Source organism: Gordonia rubripertincta (genome assembly GCF_038024875.1).
Taxonomy (GTDB): Bacteria; Actinomycetota; Actinomycetes; order Mycobacteriales; family Mycobacteriaceae; genus Gordonia; species Gordonia rubripertincta.
Window position 1 is genome coordinate 2,835,199 of record NZ_CP136136.1, and the last position, 17,563, is coordinate 2,852,761.

Annotated in this window: 16 protein-coding genes; 7 read left to right on the plus strand and 9 right to left on the minus strand. The window is 69.0% G+C overall.

Annotation, left to right across the window (positions count from 1 at the left end; all coding sequences use genetic code 11):
- The first annotated feature begins 13 nt into the window (after positions 1-13).
- Positions 14-928: a 16S rRNA (cytidine(1402)-2'-O)-methyltransferase gene (gene rsmI / locus RVF83_RS12865; RefSeq protein WP_005201008.1), complete on the plus strand. Its 915-nt coding sequence runs from the start codon at positions 14-16 to the stop codon at positions 926-928.
- Here the strand turns inward: rsmI and RVF83_RS12870 are convergent.
- From RVF83_RS12870 to RVF83_RS12905, 8 genes are all read right to left on the minus strand, one after another.
- Entirely contained in the window at positions 852-2,099 is a 1,248-nt protein-coding gene (locus RVF83_RS12870) for a helix-turn-helix domain-containing protein (RefSeq protein ID WP_005201007.1), read from the minus strand. The two genes, rsmI and RVF83_RS12870, sit on opposite strands and share 77 nt — an antisense overlap.
- 62 nt (positions 2,100-2,161) lie before the next feature.
- A complete protein-coding gene (locus RVF83_RS12875; RefSeq protein ID WP_005201006.1) occupies positions 2,162-3,310 on the minus strand; it encodes an aminodeoxychorismate synthase component I in 1,149 nt (382 codons plus the stop codon).
- A 15-nt stretch (positions 3,311-3,325) separates the two neighbouring features.
- Positions 3,326-4,915, minus strand: coding sequence for a methionine--tRNA ligase (gene metG, locus RVF83_RS12880; RefSeq protein ID WP_005201005.1), 1,590 nt, complete (start codon positions 4,913-4,915; stop codon positions 3,326-3,328).
- A gap of 58 nt (positions 4,916-4,973) precedes the next feature.
- On the minus strand, positions 4,974-5,954 hold the full coding sequence (locus RVF83_RS12885; RefSeq protein ID WP_005201004.1) for a HEAT repeat domain-containing protein: 981 nt from the start codon (positions 5,952-5,954) through the stop codon (positions 4,974-4,976).
- On the minus strand, positions 5,948-6,604 hold the full coding sequence (locus tag RVF83_RS12890; protein WP_005201003.1) for a HEAT repeat domain-containing protein: 657 nt from the start codon (positions 6,602-6,604) through the stop codon (positions 5,948-5,950). Before RVF83_RS12890 ends, RVF83_RS12885 begins: the two co-directional genes overlap by 7 nt.
- Positions 6,605-6,686: 82 nt before the next feature.
- A complete protein-coding gene (locus RVF83_RS12895; protein ID WP_005201002.1) occupies positions 6,687-9,038 on the minus strand; it encodes a glycoside hydrolase family 65 protein in 2,352 nt (783 codons plus the stop codon).
- Positions 9,035-9,757, minus strand: a complete 723-nt coding sequence (locus RVF83_RS12900; RefSeq protein ID WP_005201001.1) for an HAD family hydrolase — start codon at positions 9,755-9,757, stop codon at positions 9,035-9,037. Before RVF83_RS12900 ends, RVF83_RS12895 begins: the two co-directional genes overlap by 4 nt.
- Before the next feature lie 57 nt (positions 9,758-9,814).
- Complete coding sequence (locus RVF83_RS12905) at positions 9,815-10,528, minus strand: GntR family transcriptional regulator (protein WP_005201000.1); 714 nt, start codon at positions 10,526-10,528, stop codon at positions 9,815-9,817.
- 120 nt (positions 10,529-10,648) lie between these two features.
- Between RVF83_RS12905 and RVF83_RS12910 the strand changes: the two genes are divergently transcribed.
- The 4 genes from RVF83_RS12910 (at position 10,649) to rsmA (ending at position 14,624) form a co-directional block, all read left to right on the plus strand.
- A complete protein-coding gene (locus tag RVF83_RS12910) occupies positions 10,649-11,488 on the plus strand; it encodes a PhzF family phenazine biosynthesis protein (RefSeq protein WP_005200999.1) in 840 nt (279 codons plus the stop codon).
- A 41-nt stretch (positions 11,489-11,529) separates the two neighbouring features.
- The gene (locus RVF83_RS12915) at positions 11,530-12,456 is read left to right on the plus strand and encodes a TatD family hydrolase (RefSeq protein WP_005200998.1); all 927 of its coding nucleotides are present in this window, start codon (positions 11,530-11,532) and stop codon (positions 12,454-12,456) included.
- 153 nt (positions 12,457-12,609) lie between these two features.
- Complete coding sequence (locus RVF83_RS12920) at positions 12,610-13,758, plus strand: resuscitation-promoting factor (protein ID WP_005200997.1); 1,149 nt, start codon at positions 12,610-12,612, stop codon at positions 13,756-13,758.
- Complete coding sequence (gene rsmA, locus RVF83_RS12925) at positions 13,722-14,624, plus strand: 16S rRNA (adenine(1518)-N(6)/adenine(1519)-N(6))-dimethyltransferase RsmA (protein ID WP_005200996.1); 903 nt, start codon at positions 13,722-13,724, stop codon at positions 14,622-14,624. The genes RVF83_RS12920 and rsmA overlap by 37 nt, the downstream gene beginning before the upstream one ends.
- A 142-nt stretch (positions 14,625-14,766) precedes the next feature.
- On the opposite strand, the gene RVF83_RS12930 is transcribed toward rsmA, so the two are convergent.
- Complete coding sequence (locus RVF83_RS12930; protein ID WP_005200995.1) at positions 14,767-15,759, minus strand: LLM class F420-dependent oxidoreductase; 993 nt, start codon at positions 15,757-15,759, stop codon at positions 14,767-14,769.
- Positions 15,760-15,870: 111 nt separating this feature from the next.
- Between RVF83_RS12930 and RVF83_RS12935 the strand changes: the two genes are divergently transcribed.
- On the plus strand, positions 15,871-16,539 hold the full coding sequence (locus RVF83_RS12935; protein WP_005200994.1) for an HAD family hydrolase: 669 nt from the start codon (positions 15,871-15,873) through the stop codon (positions 16,537-16,539).
- A 59-nt stretch (positions 16,540-16,598) separates the two neighbouring features.
- Complete coding sequence (locus RVF83_RS12940; protein WP_005200993.1) at positions 16,599-17,549, plus strand: 4-(cytidine 5'-diphospho)-2-C-methyl-D-erythritol kinase; 951 nt, start codon at positions 16,599-16,601, stop codon at positions 17,547-17,549.
- The last annotated feature ends 14 nt before the right edge of the window (positions 17,550-17,563 follow it).

The window sequence follows — 17,563 nt, forward strand, 5'->3', positions numbered from 1 at the left end:
AAGCTGGCTGACGATGAATGCCGCCGAGCCCGACACGCACCCCACCGACGACGCCGCACCCGAGCTGTCTTCACCTGACACCGGGACGACCGGACGGCTGGTGCTGGCCGCCACACCCATGGGGCAGGTCGGTGACGCGTCGCCCCGGTTGCGCGAGGCCCTGCAGACAGCCGACATCGTCGCCGCCGAGGACACCCGCCGCACGCGTGCGCTGGCCGCCGCACTCGGCGTCGAGATCGGCGGCCGCGTGGTCAGCTACTACGACCAGGTGGAGGCCGCGCGCACCCCGGGGCTTGTCGAGGCGATCGCCGGCGGTGAGACGGTCCTGCTGGTCACCGACGCCGGGATGCCGTCGGTCAGCGACCCTGGTTACCGGATCGTGGTGGCCTGCGCCGAGGCCGGTCTGCCGGTGACGGCATTGCCCGGGCCCTCGGCGGTGACGACGGCACTCGCGGTGTCGGCGCTACCGTCCGAGCGCTTCTGTTTCGAGGGGTTCGCGCCACGTAAGCCGGGGGCGCGCGCGGACTGGCTGCGGGAACTCGTCGCACAGCCGCGCACGGCCGTCTTCTTCGAGTCGCCGCACCGGCTGGCCGACACGCTGGCCGCGGCGGCCGAGATCCTGGGACCCGACCGGCGCGCCGCGGTGTGCCGGGAGATGACGAAGACCTACGAGGAGGTCCGTCGCGGCGGCCTGGCCGAACTGGCCGACTGGGCGGCGGGCGGCGTCAAGGGCGAGATCACAGTGGTGGTCGCCGGTGCGGTGGCCGCCGAACCCGACATCGAGGAACTGGCCGACCGCGCCGAGGAACTGGTGGTCGGCGGGATGCGGCTCAAAGACGCCTGCGCAGAGGTCACGCAGGGCTCGGGTGCCTCGCGGCGCGACGTCTACCAGTCGGTTCTCGATAGGCGTCGAGCTGATCCGAGCTGACCCGCAGTTCGACGCGTGGTGCCAGCCGGTAGGGCCGGCTCGAGACCAGCGCACCCACGACGCGGCGCAGCCGCGACAGCTCGGCGCGCACGCTCACGGTGTGGTTCTGGTCGCCGAAGAGCAACTGGCTCAACTGTTGCGAGGTCAGGCCCTGGTCGCCCGCATCGGCGAGCAGCAGCAGGATCTGCGCGTGCCGCCGGGTGAGGACCGTGCGCCACGGGTCGTCGTCGCCGGTCACCGTGATCGTCGGCTCGCCGTCGAGGTCGAGTTCGGCGATGACCGGGCCCGAGGGGCCCGCCGGACGCACCAGCCAGCCCGTCCCGAGGCGTTCGACGACGCACATTCCGAGCCCGGGAACGAACTGCCGCATGTCCTCGGTCGGCGCGGCCACCCGCACCGGCGGCGTGCACCCGCGGCCCTCGGCCACCCAACCGTCGTCGTCGATGAGAAGACCGGGCCCGTGCAGGCCGGCGAGCTGCGCGGCCCCGTGATAGCGGAGGTCGGCGAGAGTGCGCTGGTGGGCGAGGGTCACCTCGTGCTCGCTCAGCATGGCCAGGGCACCCGTGAACGCCGAGACCGCCGGCTGCCACCGCATCGCCGGGCCGGCGAGTCCGGCCACCGCGATCATCTCGCCGGTGCGTGGATCGTGGACGGGTGTCGCGGTGCAGTACAACCCGTGCAGGGATCGGCTGTAGTGCTCGGGGCCGAAGAGTCGGCTGGGTTGCCGGTTGCGGATCGTCAGGCCCACCGCGGTGGTCGCGGCGGAATCCTCGTCCCACCGGCTCCCCTCCACGAGACCGAGACGGTCGGCCTCGGCGAACACCGCGCGTGAGCCGCCGCGCCACAGCATCACGCCGTCGGCGTCGAAGATGCCCAGGGCCATCAGCGGGTCGTCGGCCGACTGGGCGAACACCTGCTTGAGCGAGTCCACCGAGTGACGGAGCGGATGGGCCGCCCGGCGGGCCTCGAACTCGTCGCGGTCGATGCGTTCGCGATGGTGGTCGTCGATCGTCGAGGGATGGTCTGCAGCCTGCACCCGGGTCCAGGACTCGGCCACCTCACCCGCGAATCCGGGAGGCGGCGTCGCACCGGACATGATGGCCTCGCGGTCGCGATTGATCTCCCGGACGAGCTCCGTGAGATCGGTCGTCGCCTGGATGGACAGGGTCATGTACGAAATATTACCGAAATCAACGATCAAGTCCGGTATTTGCGATGCCGCAGCGTATGCCGTCAGATGTTAGTGACGATGCTGGCAGCTTTGTCGAGGCATTCCTGCCATTCGTTCTCCGGGACGGAGTCGATGGTGATACCGCCGCCGACGCCGAGGGTCAGGTCGCCGTCCGGCGCGATCTCGACCGTGCGGATGGCGACGTTGAGATCGAGTGCACGATCGGGTCCGGCGACGCCGATCGCCCCGCAGTAGACGCCGCGGGCGGATTGCTCCCAGCCGGCGAGCAGTTCCATCGCGCGCAGCTTGGGGGTGCCGGTGACCGACGCGGGCGGGAAGGTGGCATCGAGCACGGCGTCGTTGCCGGTGCCCGGCCGCACGATCGCCTCGACCCGCGAGACCAGGTGCCAGACGCCGGGCGCGGGCACCACCGACAACAGGTCGGGCACCCGGACGCTACCGGTGACCGCGATCCGGCCCAGGTCGTTGCGGACGAGGTCGACGATCATGATGTTCTCCGCGACGTCCTTCGCCGAGGCGGACAGCGCGTCGGGGTCGGCGTGCGCGGGCAGTGTCCCCTTGATCGGTGAGGAACTGATGATGTTGCCGGTGCGGCGCAGGAAGGTCTCCGGCGAGAGGCTCGCCACTGCACCCCAATCGCCTTGCAGGAAAGCAGCTTTCGGAGGGGTGGTGGCGCTGGCGAGGTCGGCGAAGAAGTCCACCGGGGCACCCGTCAACGTGCCGGTGAACCGCGTGCACACACATGCCTGGTACACCTCGCCGGCCCGGATCGCGTCGAGACAGTGCTCGATCGCAGCCAGGTGCGGAGCGTGCGCCGGAGGATGCCAGTCGGTGGTCGTGGGGCGCCCGATGCCGGTGTGCGGGGCGTCGAGCACCGCGTACGCCCAGTCCGGGATACCGCTGCCAAGAGTCGACCACTCGCCTTCGCGGAGGGCGAGGACACCGTCGGTGAGGCCGCCGGCGTTCGTCGGTGACGCCGACTCTGCCGCGCGTACCGGGAAGCCGAGGTACCCGAACCAGAAGCGGTCCGGGTCGTCGGGCGGGGTGCAGCCCGCGACGATCTCGACGCTCGGCGCGATCACCGCGTCGGCGCCGAGCCAGTCGCCGATCAGCGCCGCGGGCGGCGGGAGTCCCCGGTTGACGGTCTCGGCGTGGAGGGCCCGGAGTGCATCGAGCGCGGACGCGGCCATGTGTGGCGAGGTCGGTCAGTTCTCGTAACGCGGGAACACGGGTGACGGCTTCGGCAGCGCGGTTCCCGCCGCCAGGCGGGTGGCGACGGCGCTGAACTGACGGTCGTCGCCGACCGCGAGCAGGTCGAGGACCTTGTTCGACGACTCCGGCATCACCGGCTGACTCAGTACCGCGACGATGCGCACGACCTCGGCGCACACGTAGAGCACGGTGCCGGTGCGGTCGAGGTCGGTCTTCGCGAGCTTCCACGGCTCTTGCGCGGAGATGTACCGGTTGGTCTCTGCCAGCGTCGACCACAGTGCCTCGAGCCCGAGGTGGATGGCCTGGTTGTCGAAGTGCTCGCGGACGGTGCCGAGCAGCGAGTCGGCCCGGTCCAGCAGGGCCTTGTCGGTGTCGGTCAGATCGGCGACCGCCGGGACCACGCCGTCGAAGTACTTGCCGATCATCGACAGGGTGCGCTGGGCGAGGTTGCCGAACTCGTTGGACAGGTCGGCGTTGATGCGCGACACGATCGCCTCGGTGGAGTACGACCCGTCCTGGCCGTAGGACACCTCGCGCAGGAAGAAGTAGCGCACCGGGTCGAGGCCGAACTCGTCGATGAGGTTCTCCGGGTCGACGACGTTGCCGACCGACTTGGACATCTTCTCGCCCTTGTTGAACAGGAAGCCGTGCGCGAACACCCGCTTGGGCAGTTCGACGCCCGCGCTCATCAGGAACGCCGGCCAGTACACGCAGTGGAACCGGATGATGTCCTTGCCGATGATGTGCAGGTCGGCGGGCCAGAAACGCTCGAAGGTCGCCGCGTCGTCGGGGAAGCCGACACCGGTGAGGTAGTTGGTCAGCGCGTCCACCCACACGTACATGACGTGCTCGGGATGGTCGGGGACCGGGACACCCCAGTCGAACGTCGTGCGCGACACCGACAGGTCGGTCAGCCCGCCCTTGACGAAGCTGATGACCTCGTTGCGGCGGACGTCGGGACCGATGAAGTCGGGCTGCGCCTCATACAGCTCGAGGAGCTTGTCCTGGTAGGCCGAGAGCCGGAAGAAGTAGGTCTCCTCCTCGGTCCAGGTCACCACGTGTCCGGTGTCGGAGGCGACGCGCTCGCCGGCGTCGTTGATCTCGGTGTCGGCCTCGGCGTAGAAGGTCTCGTCGCGGACGTCGTACCAGCCGGAGTACTTGTCGAGGTAGATGTCACCGCGGTCGCTCATCCGCTTCCACAGTTCCTCCGACGCCCTCTTGTGGTCCTCGTCGGAGGTACGGATGAAACGGTCGAAGCTCGAGCCCAGGCGTTCCTGCAACGACTGGAAGCGGTCGGAGTTCCGGTTGGCGAGCTCAGCGGTGGGGATGCCCTCGGCCTGCGCGGTCTGCTGCATCTTCTGCCCGTGGACGTCCGTGCCGGTCAGGAACCGGACGTCGAATCCGTCGAGGCGCTTGAACCGTGCGAGAGCATCGGCGGAGATGTACTCGTAGGCGTGCCCGATGTGCGGTGCGCCGTTGGGATACGCGATCGCGGTGGTGAGGTAGTACGGCCGCCCCGCACCGTACGAGGTGCCGTCCTCGGCCGGGCCGGACAGATCAGGGCTGGTCAGATCGGGTGCCATAGTGCTCCACAGAGTACCGACCGGCAGCCGCCGACAGCCAATCGCGGGTCGGCCCCGCTCACCGGGATCGGAACGACCCGATCGCCCGTGCGGTACGGGCGACCGTCTCGTCGGCATCGTCGGCCAGCTCGGTCAGGGTCCTCGACGCCGCATCGCCGGTGATCTCCGCCAGTGCCTGGACCAGGCGCAGCCGCACCGACGGGTCCGGATCGGCGCCGAGGCGGTCCACGAGCCGGGCGACGATCCCGCCGTTGTCGTCCTGCGCCGCCAGGATCTCGGCGGCCTCGACATCGCGGTCCCCGGCGGCGACGAGTTCGACGAGGACGTCCACCGCGGTGTCGACGCCGCGACGGCCGAGGGTGAGGGCTACCGTTCGCCGGACCGCGGGGTCGGGGTCGGTCAACGACGCCTCGAGCACCGCGGTGGCCCGGGCGTCGTCGATCGCGGTGAGTGCGGTGGTCACGCGTCGCCGCACCGTCGCGTCGCCATCGGTGAGCCGGGCGGCGAGCTGGTCGAGCGCTCCCGGAGTCTGCGCCAGCGCCCAGCGGAGCGCGCCGGCGACGTTCTCGTCGGATTCGGCGAGCAGGGCGTCGGTCAGCGCCTCGGCGGACAATCCGGCCTCGCCTGCCCGCAGCGCCGCGCGCTGGCGGTGGGCGGGGTGTTCGGAGTGCACCGCACGGAGCAGGCCGACCACGTCGAGCACAGCCGGCCAGTCGTCGGCGCCGGTCACCCGGATCTGTTGCAGTCGATTCAGCAACCGGGCGTCGGCGGCCATCCGATCCCTGGTGTCCTGGATCAGCTTCTCCATCAACGCGTCCGGCGCAAAGGACGGATCGTCGAGGGCGCGGCCGACGTCGCGCAGCGACAACCCCAGCGACCGCAGGCTTTCCACGTGCAGCAGACGTTCGATGTCGGCGTCGGAGTACTCGCGGTAACCGCCCGTCGTGCGGCCGGTCGGCCGGACGAGGCCGAGGGCGTCGTAGTGACGCAGCATCCGGGTGCTGACACCCGAACGCCGCGCCACCTCGCCGATCAGCACGGCGGACTCGAATCCTCCACGGACGCACAGGTGTTCGTCATCCGCGTGGCGTGCTCGAGCGCGGAGGCGAAGTCGCTGTCCGGGTCGTCGAGAAGTCGCGCGGTGGCCTCGGCATGCGCACGGACCCTGGGCTCCCGATGGCGACGAGCCGTGGCGAGCGCGTCGAGGGACGCCTCACCCAGGGCGGCCAGCGCCCGACTCAGGCTGCGCTGCACGTCGATCGGGCCTCGCCCGAGTTCCCGGGCCAGTTCGCCCGCGAGTGCCGGCTCCTCGCCCGATGGGACGAGGGCCACCGCGGCGCGCCATGCGGTCCGGGCGACCTCGGGATCGGCGTCGTGCAGCAGAGCTGTGGTGACGGCCGGCCACGCGGACCGGTCGCCGACCTTCGACAGCGTGTGCAGCGCCTGGCTGCGGGCCTGCGGCAGGTCCGAGACCAGCTCGCCGACGAGCCGCGGCACGGTCACCTCCGCAGGAAGCCTGGTCAGCGCCCATGTCAGCATGTCCCGGACGAAGAAGTCTTCTTCGACGCCGCAGCGCGCGACCAGATCGCCGGTCAGAAGCGGGTCCGGCTGGGTGCCCGCCGCCAGCGCCGCACGCAGACGCGTCGACGGGTCGGGTGCGTGCAGTGCGGCCGTGATCGTCTGGGTCATCGTCAACACCTCCTCGCACCCACTACAGACCCTGTCACAGTGTGAAGGTCAAGAAGTGTGATGACGAGGTGTCGAGGTCTGCTCAGATCTCGCGACGGTAGGGCTCGCAACCGGGAGGCGCCTTGGGCGGTTCCCGATACTCGAGGTCGGGGATCTTCATGCTCACCGGTGCCGACGTGAGGGTGAACTTCTCGCCGTGGTGCGAGAGGTCGATCGGCGGTCCGGACAGCAAACGGTAGGTGGCGTGTTCCTTGTCCACCGCGACCACGAACTTCGACTCCCGCACGATCATGCGGAACGACATGTACGTCAACCGGCTCGGCAACCGCGGCGCGAAGGTGATCTGCCCGCCGAAGTCGCGCATGCCGCCGAAACCGGCGACACAGTCGGTCCACGCGCCGGCGAGCGCGGCGATGTGCAGGCCGCTGTTGACGTTGTTGTGCAGGTCGTGAAGATCGGTGAACACCGACTCGGCAAGGAGGTCGTAGGCGAGGTCGAGGTAGCCGACCTCGGCCGCGGTGACCGCCTCACAGCACGCCGACAGCGACGAGTCGCGCACGGTGATCGGATAGTAGTAGTCGAAGTTGCGGAGCTTCTGTTCGGCGGTGAACGAATCGCCGAACAGGTAGGTCGCATAGACCAGGTCGGCCTGCTTGACGACCTGTTTGCGGTAGAGGTCGTAGTACGGATAGTTCAACAGCAACGGGTAGCGACCGACCGAGGACTCGAAATCCCAAGCGCCGAGCAGCGTGAAGGACTCGCACTGCTGATGCACCCCCAGTGCCTCGTCATAGGGGATAGACATGTCGTCCGCGCACGATTCCCAGTGTGCCGCTTCGGCTGTCGTCACCCCGAACTGTTCGGCGAGGTCGGGGCGGCGGTGGACCGCCGCCACCGCGTCGCGCAGGTTCTGCTGCGCTGCGAGGTTGGTGAAGACGTTGTTGTTGACCACCGCCGTGTACTCGTCGGGCCCGGTCACGCCGTCGATCCGGAACTTGCCGTTGACGTCGTGATGGCCGAGACCCGCGAACAACCGGGCGGTCTCCACGAGAAGTTCGACGCCGCACTCGGTTTCGAACTGTTCGTCGTCGGTGGCGCGCAGGTAGCGGGCGGTGGCGTTGGCGATGTCGGCGGACACGTGCACACCGGCCGTGCCCGCGGGCCAGTAGCCCGAACACTCGTCGCCGTTGATCGACCGCCACGGGAACATCGCGCCGCGCTGGCCGAGTTCGGCGGCGCGGGCCTTCGCCTTGTCCATGGTGGCGTGACGCCAGCGGAGTTCCTCGCCGGCCGCGGCGGGCACCGTGTAGGTGAGCATCGGCAGGATGAAACTCTCGGTGTCCCAGAAGGTGTGGCCGTCGTAACCGGGACCGGTGAGTCCCTTGGCCGGGATCGCGCGTGACTGCCCGCGGGCGCCGGCCTGCAGGACATGGAACAGCGCGAACCGAACCGCCTGCTGGAGTTCGGGATCGCCGTCGAGCTCGATGTCGGCGTCGCGCCAGAAATCCTCGAGGTAGCGGACCTGATCGGCCTTAAGCGAGTCCCAGCCGGTCTCCATCGCCATGGCCAGCGCCGCGTCGACCTGTGCGCGTAGCGCCGGGACCGAGCGTCGGGCCGACCAGCCGTAACCCATGTACTTGGTGAGGGTCAGGCTCTTGCCCTTCGGCACGTTCGCGGCGATGGTGAGGCGGGCGAGGTCGCCGTCGGCGCGGATGAAGGTGTCGGCCTTGTCCGGGAAGTAGATCTCGTGATCCATGCCGGCGGCGATGTGCAGACCGGACTGCTTGGTGTGGTGGACCAGCATGCCCCAGTAGTTGCGGCAGGTCGCGAGGTCCGACACCAGCGGGGCGTCGAGTGCGGCGGCGAGACGCGGGTCGTTGCCGGGCGCCGGGACCGGCTCGTTGGCCAGGAGGTCGGACTGCAGGACGAGTTTCATGTCCTCGTCGACGGGTTCCACCTCGTAGCGGATGGCTGCGATGGTGCGTTTGGTGAACGAGACGAGACGTTCGGACTTGATGCGCACGGTGCGCCCGGTGGGGGACGTCCAGAGGGTGTGGCGACGCAGTGTGCCGGTTCGGAAGTCGAGCGTCCGTTCGTGTTCTTCGGTACGGCCGTACCGAAGGTCCATCGGCTCGTCCTCGACGAGCAGTCGGATGATCTTGCCGTCGGTCACGTTCACGACCGTCTGGCCCGATTCCGGGTAGCCGTAACCGCTCTCCGCGTAGGGGAGACCGCGCAACTCGTAGAAGCCGTTGAGGTAGGTGCCCGGATGATCGACCGGTTCGCCCTCCTCGAAGGTGCCGCGTAAACCGATGTGCCCGTTGGACAACGCGAACAACGTCTCGGTGCGGCCGAGCATGTCGAGGTCGACTCCGCCGCTCCACTTGAGCTGCCACGGGTGGATCTCGAACCCGTGTGGCTTGTCCGCGCTCATGCGGGCAGCAATTCGTCGAGATCGTTGACGACGATGTCGGCGCCGGCGGCGCGCATCGCCTCGGCCTGCCCCCCGCCGACACGATCTATGCCCACGACGTAGCCGAATTTGCCTGCGCTACCGGCCTGTACGCCGGAGATGGCGTCCTCGAAGACCGCGGCCGCAGCGGGTTCGACGCCCATCAGTTCGGCTCCCAGGAGATAGGAGTCGGGAGCGGGTTTGCCGTTGAGGCCACGCGCGGCGATCTCGAGACCGTCGACGCGGACCTCGACGAATCCCGACAGGTCGGCAGCTTCGAGCACTGGTCCTCCATTCTTCGACGACGTCACGACCGCGATGCGCAGACCGGCATCGCGTGCCGCGTTGAGGTACCGCACCGAACCGGGGTAGGCATGACCCCCGTCTTCGGCGAGGCTGACGAGAAACATGTCGTTCTTGCCGTTCCCGATCGCGGCCACGGTCGCGGGGTCGACGTCGGTGATCCCACGCGACGCCAGGAAGGCCCGTACCCCGTCCTCACGGGGACGCCCGTCGACATAGTCGAGGTAGTCCTGGTCGGTGAACTCCACGAAGCCGGGCGCGTCCACGCCGCCCGCGCGATCGGCGAGGAAGGCGTCGAACGTCTTCTTCCAAGCCTTGCGGTGGAGTACCGCGGTCTCGGTGAGGACCCCGTCGAGATCGAAGAGCGCGACAGTGATCACTTCTGGCAATCCCAACACGATTCGCAACGCTACCCGCCTGAGTCGGGTAAGGCGCGATAAGCGCGATAGCGCGCGTCAGGCGGAGCTGACCGACTGGGCGCCGGGCGCCGGTGAACGGCCGCCGTCCCAGAAACCGATGGATTCCAGCTGTGCGATCAGGCGGTCGCGTGCGTCCTCGAAGGCGGCGACGATCTCGGCCTTGATGCCGGCGGTATCGCCCTCGCGCAGCAGTTCGATGAGTCGCCGGTGGCTGGCCGCGGCGGACAGGCCCCACTCCGTGTCGCTCGAATACAGCTGCAGCGGATTGTATTTGCTGGCCGAGTACTGGAACCAGGCGAGTTTCTTGCTCTCGGCCATCAGGTGCACCTTGCGGTGGAAGGCGAACTCCGCGGACAGCACCTGGTCGGCTCGCCCGGAGTCGACGGCAGTCTCGAGGTCGTCGACGAGCGCAGCCAGTTCGCCCAGATGTTCGTTCAGATGCGGGTTCTGGGCGGCATGACTCGCGAGGCGTGCGGAGAGTTCGGCCTGCATCCAGAAGATGTCGACGATGTCGCCGCGGGTGAGCGTCTCGACGATGAAGCCGCGGTGCAGGGACTGCTTGACGAGTCCCTCGCCGCGGAGGGTCGCGAGCGCCTCGCGGACCGGGGTGACGCTGCACCCGAGTACCGATGCGGTCTCGTCGAGCCGGACGAAGTCTCCCGGCCGCAGGACACCGGTCATGATGCGGGTGCGCAGGTAGTCGGCCACCTCGACGGCCAGCTGTGTCCTGTGTAGTGGTCCCGGGGGCATCGATTGTTCCGTCCGTTCGCGTCGGTCAATCGACCTTAACCGGCGCGGGACCCTACTGGCCGGTCCACTTCGCCGGAAATCCCGTGGCTTGTGCGTGAACCCCGATGAGACGATGACGACATGACTCGTCGTTTCGCTCAGGTCGATGTGTTCTCGTCCACCGGCACCGAGGGCAATCCCGTGGCGGTGGTCGTCGATGGCGGTGGCCCCGGTGCTCCCATCGCGGAGGACCGGATGGCGGCCTTCGCGCGCTGGACCAACCTCTCGGAGACCACCTTCGTGCTGCCGCCGACCGATCCGGCCGCCGACTACAAACTGCGGATTTTCACGCCGGGCGGGGAGCTGCCGTTCGCCGGCCACCCGACCCTGGGGTCCGCGCATGCCTGGCTGACCTCGGGTGGACGGCCGAAGGGTGAGGACGTCGTGCAGGAATGCGGCGTCGGACTCGTCCGTATCCGCCGATCGGGCCCACGGCTGGCCTTCGCGGCGCCGCCGCTGCGCCGGTCGGGGCCGGTCGATGCCGACACCGTCGACGAGGTCGTGGCGGCGCTCGGCGTCGATCCCGGTGAGGTGCTCGCGGCGGAATGGGTCGACAACGGTCCCGAGTGGATGGTGATCCAGCTGGGATCGGGGGAGCGGGTGCTCGAGGTCCGCCCCGACATCCCCGCCCTCGGCCGTCACGAGGTCGGCCTGCTCGGTCTCTACTCGTCGGGCGACGTCTTCGCCGAGGTCCGCGCTTTCGTCCCGGGCATCGGCGTTCCCGAGGACCCGGTCACCGGCAGCCTCAACGCGGGGATCGCGACCTGGCTCCGATCAACCGGGCAGGCGCCGGAGAGTTATGTCGCCGCCCAGGGTGCGGCCATCGGTCGTGCCGGTCGCGTCCACGTCCACGACGACGGTGAGAACATCTGGGCCGGTGGCGACACCGCGACCGTGATCGAGGGCACAGTCGCGCTGTAGTCCGGCACGAGACGTCTGCGGTCTGTGCCAAGGTGATTGGCATGAGCGACGCCAGCGACGCCGCAGCCGGACCCCCGACCGGAGCCACCGCCGACGCTCCTGCCGAGACCCTGAGCAACAAGGCGGCCAAGAAGCGCCGCCGGCGTGAGCCGCCGCCGGACCCGACGCCGTTGCCGGGCCTCGTCGACGCCCACACCCACCTCGCGGCGTGCGGCGGGCGGGATGCCGAGTCGGTCCGCGCCATCCTCGACCACGCGCAGGCGGTCGGCGTCGACCAGGTGGTGACGGTTGCCGACGACATGGTCGACGCCCGCTGGGCGGTCGCCGCGGCGGAGTGGGACGACCGGGTCTATGCGGCCGTCGCACTGCATCCGATGCATGCGGGCGACCTGAACGACGAGACCGCCGCCGAACTCGAGCAGATGGTCCGTCATCCGCGGGTCGTCGCGGTGGGTGAGACGGGACTGGACTACTACTGGCCGGGTAAGTCCGACGACTGCGCGTCGCCGGAGGTCCAGCACGAGACGTTCCGATGGCACATCGATCTCGCGAAGCGGGTCGGCAAGCCGCTGATGATCCACAACCGGGAGGCCGACCGGGATCTGCTGGACATCCTGGCCGCCGAAGGTGCTCCCGAGACCGTGATCATGCATTGCTTCTCCGGTGACCGGAACGTTGCCCGAGAATGCGTCGACCGCGGGTACATCTTGAGTTTTGCCGGGACTGTGAGCTTCGCCAATGCCGACGAGCTGCGCGTCGCGGCCGAATTGGTGCCCGACGAACAGATCCTGGTCGAGACCGACGCGCCGTTCCTGACGCCGCATCCCTACCGTGGCCAGCCGAATCAGTCGTACTGCCTCCCCTACACGGCGCGGGCGATCGCCGAGGTCAGAGGGGTGTCCGAAGAGGGGATGGCCCGTCTGTTAGGCATCAATGCGCGGCGCGCCTACAACATCCCTTTGCCATAATCTGGCCGGTTCGTTATCGTACTGTGATCCCGCTCGGCCAGAGCGATACATCCGGCTCTCAGCGGTTCACGCTTGCGATGCTCACGCATCCCGAACAGCTCGGATGGTCTTCCGGTCGCGGCGGCGCCTTGTTCCCGACCAGATTGTTGTGCCTTGCCTTCTCTGCCTCCCTCAGTCTCGCCCACGTCGGTCTTCTCCAAGATCAACGGGACCGATTCCCTGCGTGCCCGCCTGGCGGTGGGAGCCGTCTGCGCGACCGTTGCCGCCGGTGGTGTCATGGGCGTCGCGATGCACAAGACCGTCACCATCGACGTCGACGGGCAGACCCGTCAGGTCTCCACGATGGCGATGTCGGTGGAGAGCCTGCTCGAGTCCGAGGGTCTCGCCCCGGCCGACGGTGACAAGGTCAACCCGTCGCTCGACTCCGGTTTCGGCGAGGGCCAGACCATCAAGGTCAACCGTCTGAAGAAGCTCACTCTCGACATCGAGGGCAAGCGCGAGACCATCATCACCAACGCGTCCACCGTGGACCAGCTGCTAGAGGAGCGGGGCCTGGAGCACGCCGCCGAGGAAGCCGACTTCGGCACCGAGGAGCTGCCCGTCGACGGCGGCAAGATCGACGTCGCGCTCCCCAAGCCGGTGCAACTGGTCGACGGCCCGGCCAAGAAGCGTCCGGTGGTCGCCGCCCACACCGTCAAGGACCTCCTGGAGGCACTCGGTACGCCACTCGGCGCCGAGGACAAGGTCGTCCCGGCCGCCGACACCGAGGTCACCCCGGACCTGAAGATCATCGTCACGCGCATCAAGACCGAGGACGTCACCGTCACCGAGCCGGTCGCCCCGCCGGAGATCAAGAAAGAAGATCCCACCCTCGTCCGCGACCGCAAGGTCGTCGAGAAGAAGGGCACCCCCGGTGAGGCGCGGGTGACGTATAAGGTCACCAAGGTGAACGGACGAGTCGTGAAGCGCGACAAGTTGACGAGCGAGGTGCTCAGCGAGCCCGTCGCCGCCACCGTCCGCATCGGCACCAAGCCGGGAGCACCGTTCGTCCCGCCGGGCTCCGTCTGGGACGCCCTCGCGCAGTGCGAGGCCACCGGCAACTGGGCCATCAACACCGGCAACGGGTTCTACGGCGGCGTCCAGTTCGACCAGAACACCTGGGAGCGCTGGGGCGGCCTCGAGTACGCACCGCGCGCCGACCTCGCCACCCGCGAAGAGCAGATCGCGATCGCCAAGAAGACCCAGGCCGCGCAGGGCTGGGGCGCATGGCCGTCGTGCACGTCCAAGTTGGGCCTGCGCTGAACGACGACACGCCAGGCGACGCACCGCGACTGCTCGGACCCGCGCAGATCCGCGAGCTCGCCGCCGAGGTCGGTGTCCGGCCGACCAAGACACTGGGTCAGAACTTCGTCCATGACGCGAACACCGTGCGCCGGATCGTCACGGCCTCCGGCGTCGGTTCCCAGGACGTCGTCCTCGAGGTCGGCCCCGGACTCGGGTCGCTGACCCTCGCCCTTCTCGGCACGGCCGGCCGGGTCGTCGCGATCGAGATCGATCCGATTCTGGCGCAACGGATTCCGCAGACCGTCGCTGAGTACGCACCGGCGCAGAGCGCCGACTTCGACGTCGTGCTCGCCGACGCCCTGCAGGTGACCCGCGACGACCTGCCCGTCGTGCCGACGGCTCTCGTCGCCAACCTCCCGTACAACGTCTCGGTCCCGGTGCTGCTGCACCTGCTCGGACTGTTCCCTGAGATCACGACCGCCCTGGTGATGGTCCAGGCGGAAGTGGCCGACCGGCTCGCCGCACCGCCCGGCAGCCGCACCTACGGAGTACCGAGTGTGAAGGCCCGCTACCACGGCCGTGTGACTCGCGCAGGCGCGGTGGGGCGCAACGTGTTCTGGCCCGAACCCAAGGTCGAGTCCGGACTCGTGCGCATCGAGCGCACCGACGACTATCCGATCGACCCGGTGTTCCGGCAGACGGTGTTCGCCGTGATCGACGCGGCATTCGCGCAGCGCCGCAAGACGATGCGGTCGGCACTGGCCGGCTGGGCGGGCTCCCCGGCGGAGGCCGAGCGCCGGTTGCGCGCCGCCGACATCGATCCCGGCATCCGCGGTGAGAAACTCGGCGTCGACGACTTCGTGCGCCTGGCCCGCACCGTCTGACGGATCGCTCCGGTCGACTTCGACCCCGACCGACAGACTTCGATCGACGTCTGTCGGTCGAGATGAGGTTCGTCGGTAGGGAATCCGGTCCCACCCCGCCGCCTGAGGTGCGAGGAGCGCTTGAGCTCTCGGCGCGCAGTTCTCAGCTCGACGCCGCGCGCAGCTTCTCCAGCAGTTCCGGGGCGGCGTCCCGCAGGAAATCGTCCTGCGTCTCGCCACCGATCTGCACGAGTGCGACGTCGGTGAACCCGGCCTCCCAGAACGGCTTCACGGCGTCGACGATCTGATCGAGGTCGGGACCGCACGGGATGTTGGCGGCCACGTCGTCGGGGGTGACGTACTGGGTCGCGGCCGCGAAGCCCGCGGTGGTGCGGAGGTCGGCGTTGACATCCCAGCCGCCGGCGAACCACCGGAACTGGTCATGGGCCCGTTCGACGGCGGCATCGCGGTCCGGGCCCCAGCTGATCGGGATCTGCCCGATGGCACGCGTGCTCTTGCCGTCGATCGTCCCCGTGGCCGCCTGCGCGTTCCAGGAGGAGACCAGGTCGGCGTTCGGTTCGACCGCGATCAGATGGTCGGCCAGCGGACCGAAGGTCTCGATCCCGGCGTCGCCGGCCACCGCGACGCCGATCGGCACGGGCTGCTCGGGGAGATCCCAGATGCGCGCGGCATCGACCTGGAAGAACTCACCACGGAAGTCGACGAGGTCGCCGGTGTGCAGTTTGCGGATGATCTCGATGGCCTCGGCGAGCATGTCCTGGCGGTCGGTGACCGCGGGCCAGCCCGCACCGACGACGTGCTCGTTGAGGTTCTCGCCCGAACCCAGCCCGAGGGTGAAGCGGCCGTCGGCGAGGATCTGCAGGGTCGCGGCCTTCTGCGCGATGATGGCCGGGTGGTAGCGGATCGTCGGGCAGGTCACGTAGGTCATCAGCTCGACGCGTTCGGTCGCGTGGGCCACCGCGCCCAGGACCGACCACGCGTACGGGGCGTGCCCCTGCGAGGACAGCCACGGGAAGTAGTGGTCGCTGGACACCTCGAAATCGAAACCGGCGCCCTCGGCGCCGATGGCAAAGCGGACGAGGTCCTTGGGGCCGGCCTGCTCGGTCATCAGGGTGTACCCGAATCGGGTTGTCATCAGATCTCCTCTGCGGGTCTCTCGTCGAGATCGGTCGCACCGGTGTAGCCAGCGAGCCGTTCGGGTAAACGGACGGCTCGCAGGTGCCCCCGACCCGGAAAGCTGGTGCAGATGACCAAGGCCAACGAGAGCGGTTCCGTCGACACCGTGTTGCTCGACGTCGACGGGACGCTGATCGACTCGACCTACCTCCACGCGCTCGCCTGGATGCAGGCCTTCACCGCGCACGACCTCACCCCGCAGTGGTGGCAGGTTCACCGCGCCATCGGAATGGGTGGCGACCGGCTCGTCGGCGAGATCTGCGGCGACGAGGTCGAGGAGTCGCTCGGCGACACGCTCCGCGACGACTGGGAGCGGCTTTATCGGAAGCTGGTACCCGACGTGCGCCCGCTGCCCGGTGCCGTCGACTTCGTGCGGGGTCTGCTCGACGCCGGCTATCGGGTGGCGCTCGCATCGTCGGGCAAGGCCGAATTCACCGATGCCGCACTGGAAGTGATGGGATTCGAGCGCATCGATCTGGCGGCGGTCACGTCGTCGGACGACGCGGACGATTCGAAGCCCGCACCCGACATCCTCGAGGTCGCCCTGAAGGAGGCCGGCGGCGGACGAGCGATCGTCGTCGGGGACACGGTGTGGGATGTCGCCTCCGCACACCGGCTCCCCGCCGAATGCGTCGCGGTCCGGTCCGGTGGATTCGCCGAGGCCGAACTCCGCGATGCCGGAGCCGTCCTGGTCGTCGACCACGTCGGTGAACTCGCGCAACGCGGGTGGCATCCCTGAGGGCGCAGGGGAGCAGCCCCGAGCGCGTATCCGTGGCGGCCCGACTAGTCTGACTCACTGTGTCGCGAACGTCGCTGTCGGTGGTAACCGACTCGGTCACCGCGCGCGCCCCGTCGAAGGTGAACCTCCACCTCGGTGTGGGCCCGCGCCGGGATGACGGGTACCACGACCTGGTCACCGTGTTCCAAGCGCTGTCGTTGCACGACGACATCCGGGTCGCGCGTGCCCACGAACTGTCCGTGACAGTGCGTGGTGAGGGCGCCGGTTCGGTACCGGCCGACGCCACCAACCTCGCGGCCCGTGCGGTGCAGGCCCTGGCCGGGTGGGCGGACCGTGCGGGGCACGTCGCGATCGACATCGAGAAGACGATCCCGGTCGCCGGGGGTATGGCCGGCGGCAGCGCGGACGCGGCCGGGGCGCTCGTGGCGCTCGCGCATCTGTGGAAGCTCGACATCTCCCGTGACGAACTCGCCGAGATCGCCGCCGATCTCGGGAGTGACGTCCCGTTCGCCCTGCACGGCAACACGGCGCTGGGCACCGGCCGCGGTGAGCAGTTGATGCAGGTGCTCTCCCGGGGCGAGTTCCACTGGGTGCTCGCCCTTGCGCGTGAGGGACTGTCGACGCCCGCGGTCTACAAGGAGCTGGACCGGTTGCGCGACAGCAGGTCCGGCGACGTCGACGAGGAAGGCGACTTGCTGCGTTCCCCCGACGACCTGATGCAGGCGCTCGCCTCCGGTGACCCCCGCGCGGTGGCACCGTTGCTGCACAACGACCTCCAGCCGGCCGCGCTGAGCCTGCAGCCGACACTGCGTCGTACATTGCGGGCCGGGGTCGATGCGGGAGCCCTCAACGGGATCGTCTCGGGATCGGGCCCCACGTGTGCGTTTCTTTGCGCGGATGAGCAATCCGCGGTGAACGTGGCCGCCGAGCTGTCGGGTGCGGGTGTCGCCCGCGCGGTCCGCACCGCGAGCGGCCCCGCACCGGCAACCCGCGTCCTGGGCACGGACTGAGACCGGCGCAGCTC

Bases quoted from the DNA above. Each gene is read 5' to 3' on its own strand.
- RVF83_RS12910 (WP_005200999.1), top strand. From the start codon at position 10,649: ATGACTCGTCGTTTCGCTCAGGTCGATGTGTTCTCGTCCACCGGCACC.
- RVF83_RS12870 (WP_005201007.1), bottom strand. From the start codon at position 2,099: ATGACCCTGTCCATCCAGGCGACGACCGATCTCACGGAGCTCGTCCGG.
- RVF83_RS12875 (WP_005201006.1), bottom strand. From the start codon at position 3,310: ATGGCCGCGTCCGCGCTCGATGCACTCCGGGCCCTCCACGCCGAGACC.
- metG (WP_005201005.1), bottom strand. From the start codon at position 4,915: ATGGCACCCGATCTGACCAGCCCTGATCTGTCCGGCCCGGCCGAGGAC.
- rsmI (WP_005201008.1), top strand. From the start codon at position 14: ATGAATGCCGCCGAGCCCGACACGCACCCCACCGACGACGCCGCACCC.
- rsmA (WP_005200996.1), top strand. From the start codon at position 13,722: ATGGCCGTCGTGCACGTCCAAGTTGGGCCTGCGCTGAACGACGACACG.
- RVF83_RS12930 (WP_005200995.1), bottom strand. From the start codon at position 15,759: ATGACAACCCGATTCGGGTACACCCTGATGACCGAGCAGGCCGGCCCC.
- RVF83_RS12890 (WP_005201003.1), bottom strand. From the start codon at position 6,604: ATGACCCAGACGATCACGGCCGCACTGCACGCACCCGACCCGTCGACG.
- RVF83_RS12895 (WP_005201002.1), bottom strand. From the start codon at position 9,038: ATGAGCGCGGACAAGCCACACGGGTTCGAGATCCACCCGTGGCAGCTC.
- RVF83_RS12915 (WP_005200998.1), top strand. From the start codon at position 11,530: ATGAGCGACGCCAGCGACGCCGCAGCCGGACCCCCGACCGGAGCCACC.
- RVF83_RS12935 (WP_005200994.1), top strand. From the start codon at position 15,871: ATGACCAAGGCCAACGAGAGCGGTTCCGTCGACACCGTGTTGCTCGAC.
- RVF83_RS12905 (WP_005201000.1), bottom strand. From the start codon at position 10,528: ATGCCCCCGGGACCACTACACAGGACACAGCTGGCCGTCGAGGTGGCC.